Here is a 4,261-nt window from a genome sequence, read left to right on the forward strand (position 1 = left end):
TTTGATCTGGTAAAAGCCTCCTTAAGACTAAGTGGACAGGACAAGAACTTTTTAATAAATAGATGTTTGTGCCATTGAAATTAAGTTATAGAAATTTTTTTAATTCTTCTATAAGCAAAAAATATAAATAACGAAGAAGAATACTATACTTATTGTATTTGCTAGCTATGTAAGAAATGTCTTTGTAAAACCTTAATTTATGTGATAGGAAAATCAATATTTAAAACTTTATAGTTTAAATTTGATAAATTCTATTTATTTCATTTCTTAAAATAATTAATACGAAATTTAATCTTAGCTTAAGGAGAAAAATAAATATCAAAAAAGACCAGCTTTAGCTGATCTTGTTTGTTTGGCAACTACCTAGTCTCCCGGGAGGTCTCCCTCCGAGTACCATCGGCGTTAGAAGGCTTAACTTCTGTGTTCGGTATGGGAACAGGTGTATCCCTTCTGCCATCGTCACCATTATTTTTAATATTACTGTTTTAACCTAATTATTTTATTCTCGCTTCGCTGCGAGTGCTCCGCACGGGTCCTCTATGAGCCGGACGGGCTGTCCTCTCTTAGCCGGACGGGCTAATTCAATAGCTATAAATATTTCCAGTCAAGATTTAAAGTTTAGTATCCATTAGCTTAATACATTACTGCACTTACACCTTGGACCTATCAAAGGTATTTTCTTTACCTACTCTAAGAAATCTTATCTTGAGGGTTGCTTCGTACTTAGATGCTTTCAGTACTTATCAATTCCGCACTTAGCTACCGAGCCATGCTAGTGGCCTAACAACTCGTACACCATTGGTGCGTCCATCCCGGTCCTCTCGTACTAAGGACAGCTCCTCTCAAATTTCTTACGCCCACGCTGGATAGGGACCGAACTGTCTCACGACGTTCTGAACCCAGCTCGCGTGCCTCTTTAATGGGCGAACAGCCCAACCCTTGGGACCTACTCCAGCCCCAGGATGAGACGAGCCGACATCGAGGTGCCAAACCTCCCCGTCGATGTGGACTCTTGGGGGAGATAAGCCTGTTATCCCCGGGGTAGCTTTTATCCGTTGAGCGATGGCCCTTCCATGCGGTACCACCGGATCACTAAGTCCGTCTTTCGACTCTGCTTGAGTTGTAGCTCTCGCAGTTAAGCTCGCTTTTGCCTTTATACTCTACGAATGGTTTCCGTCCATTCTGAGCGAACCTTTGAACGCCTCCGTTACTTTTTAGGAGGCGACCGCCCCAGTCAAACTGCCCAACTGACAATGTCCCATGCCCTGATTCAAGGGCTATGGTTAGAACTTTGATATTAAAAGGTTGGTATCCCACCAGTGACTCCATCTAGATTGGCATCCAGATTTCCTAGTCTCCCAACTATCCTGTACATTTAATCTCAAAATCCAATATCAGCCTACAGTAAAGCTCCACGGGGTCTTTCCGTCCTAGCGTGGGTAAGTCGCATCTTCACGACTACTACAATTTCACCGGATCCTTTGTTGAGACAGTGCCCAAATCGTTACACCTTTCGTGCGGGTCGGAACTTACCCGACAAGGAATTTCGCTACCTTAGGACCGTTATAGTTACGGCCGCCGTTTACTGGGGCTTAAGTTCTAGCCTTCGATTGCTCTAAGCCTTCCCCTTAACCTTCCAGCACCGGGCAGGTGTCAGCTCCTATACTTCATCTTGCGATTTTGCAGAAACTTGTGTTTTTGGTAAACAGTCGCTTGGGCCTGGTTTCTGTGGCCTGATCTCTCAGGCTCCCCTTCTCCCGAAGTTACGGGGACATTTTGCCGAGTTCCTTAACAAAGGTTCTTCCGCGCGTCTTGGTATTCTCTACCTCCCTACCTGTGTCGGTTTTGGTACGGGCGCTTTGGTCTGGATAGTGACTTTTCTTGGCAACATGGAGTCATCAACTTCTCTACTTATGTTTTCGATACCTATAGGCTTTCAGAATTTGTGAAAGGCGGATTTGCCTACCTTTCTTCCTACGGCTTTAGACCATCATCCATCAGATGGCTTTGATTATCCTTTTGCGTCATCACTTCTCTCATATCGACTTCAAGCGGTACAGGAATATAAACCTGTTATCCATCGCCTACGCCTTTCGGCCTTAGCTTAGGTCCCGACTTTCCCTGAGGGGACGAGCCTTGCTCAGGAGACCTTAGGGTTTCGACGGGGATGATTCTCACATCCCTTCTCGCTACTCATGCCAGCATTCTCTCTTGTATTAAATCCACTTTTGCTTTCGCCTTGGCTTCGTCTCTAATACAATGCTCCTCTACCAGTAATAGAGGTATTAAGTTTAGCTATGAGTCCTAGTTTTTTAACTCTAACCAGTGATTGTTAGTTCATAATTTCTTATGATACCTACTTTGACTTTAGACTTGTGTTTTTTGAATATCTTATCTTATCTTAATATCCTATCTTTTATGTCTGCGTCTGAAATTTGCATTTCTTATATAATCTCTTCTGTTATTGTTTTTGTTAAATATTTCCTAGTCTCATTTGTAAACTTAATCCCTCTATTAATCCGAAGCTTCGGTATTGAATTTAGCCCCGTTCATTTTCGGCGCAAACCCACTTGACCAGTGAGCTATTACGCATTCTTTAAATGCATGGCTGCTTCTAAGCCAACGTCCTGGTTGTCTTAGTAGATTCACATCCTTTTCCACTTAATTCAAATTTTGGGACCTTAGCTGTCGGTCTGGGCTGTTTCCCTTTCGACTTAGAAGCTTATCCCCCTAAGTCTGACTCCCTGACTTGATTTTTTGGTATTCGGAGTTTGATAGGTTTCGGTACGGTAATCCGCCCTAGACCATTCAGTGCTCTACCCCCTAAAATCTTAGGTCAGAGGCTAGCCCTAAAGCTATTTCGAGGAGAACCAGCTATCTCCGGGTTCGTTTGGTTTTTCGCCCCTATCCACAGTTCATCCGATGCGTTTTAAACCGCACCCGGTTCGAGCCTCCATTGAATTTTACTTCAACTTCACTCTGACCATGGATAGATCACCCGGTTTCGGGTCTATTCCATCTTACTTTCGCCCTATTAAGACTCGCTTTCGCTACGGCTTCTGATCTTAAATCATTAACCTTGCAATATAGAATAACTCGCTGGCCCATTCTACAAAAGGTACGACATCACGTTCGCTCACGCTCTGTCTGCTTGTAGGCACTAGGTTTCAGGTTCTATTTCACTCCCCTTTCGGGGTTCTTTTCACCTTTCCCTCACGGTACTTGTTCACTATCGGTCACATGTTAGTATTTAGCCTTAGGGGATGGGCCCCCTATCTTCACACCGGGTTACTCGTGCCCGGTGATACTTTCCCTCTCGTATCTTAAAGCTTTCGTCTACAAGACTGTCACTTTCTTTGGTTTATCTTCTCAAATAATTCGACTAACTTTAAGACATCGCTAATGAGTTAGGCTCTTTTCCTTTCGCTCGCCGCTACTTAGAAAATCGATGTTTCTTTCTCTTCCTCCTGCTACTTAGATGTTTCAGTTCGCAGGGTATCGCCTTACTAAGCTATGTATTCACTTAGTAATGATTGTGTCTTCCACAACCGGGTTGCCCCATTCGGAGACCTAGGGGTCAGTGCTTTTTGTGAGCTCACCCTAGTTTTCGTTCACTTACGTCCTTTATCGCCTTCATGTGCCAAGGCATCCACCTTGTGCCCTTTCTTTCTTGACTGGAAATATTTATAGCTATTTAATTTTTTTAGGTTCATTTTAATGCCCTGTTCGAGTTTTGTTTGGTTATTTACTGTAACCTAACGTTATTTTTCTTATTTACTTCGCAAATGTCGAAAAATAATGAAAGATTTCAAAGAAATCTTTCACCCCTCGATTATGGGCTTGGTGGAGATGAAGAGATTCGAACTCTTGACCCCCTGCGTGCAAGGCAGGTGCTCTCCCAACTGAGCTACACCCCCATGTAACCTTTAATCTACAAAGTTTACTTTGTTCCAAACAAAGTTTTTTTATTAATTTTCTTTTGGTAAAAGTCAGCGTACCGACTTTTTACTCTTAGAAAGGAGGTGATCCAGCCGCACCTTCCGATACGGCTACCTTGTTACGACTTCACCCCAGTTACTGACCCTACCTTCGACTGCTGCGTCCTAAAAGGTTCGCTCACAGGCTTCGGGTATTGCCAACTTCCATGGTGTGACGGGCGGTGTGTACAAGACCCGGGAACGCATTCACCGCGACATTCTGATTCGCGATTACTAGCAACTCCAACTTCATGTACTCGAGTTGCAGAGTACAATCCGAACTG

Annotated in this window: 1 tRNA gene and 3 rRNA genes; all 4 read right to left on the bottom strand. The window is 43.6% G+C overall.

Annotated elements, in window-relative coordinates:
- Positions 1–350: 350 nt before the first annotated feature.
- Positions 351–467 (bottom strand): 5S ribosomal RNA (gene rrf / locus ANHYDRO_RS02295).
- A 133-nt stretch (positions 468–600) separates the two neighbouring features.
- A 23S ribosomal RNA gene (locus tag ANHYDRO_RS02300) occupies positions 601–3,676 on the bottom strand.
- 165 nt (positions 3,677–3,841) lie between these two features.
- Positions 3,842–3,917: transfer RNA gene (locus tag ANHYDRO_RS02305), tRNA-Ala, on the bottom strand.
- Between the two features lie 98 nt (positions 3,918–4,015).
- A 16S ribosomal RNA gene (locus ANHYDRO_RS02310) occupies positions 4,016–4,261 on the bottom strand; the annotation flags it as partial.

This window comes from Anaerococcus hydrogenalis DSM 7454, assembly GCF_000173355.1.
GTDB classification, from domain to species: Bacteria; Bacillota; Clostridia; order Tissierellales; family Peptoniphilaceae; genus Anaerococcus; species Anaerococcus hydrogenalis.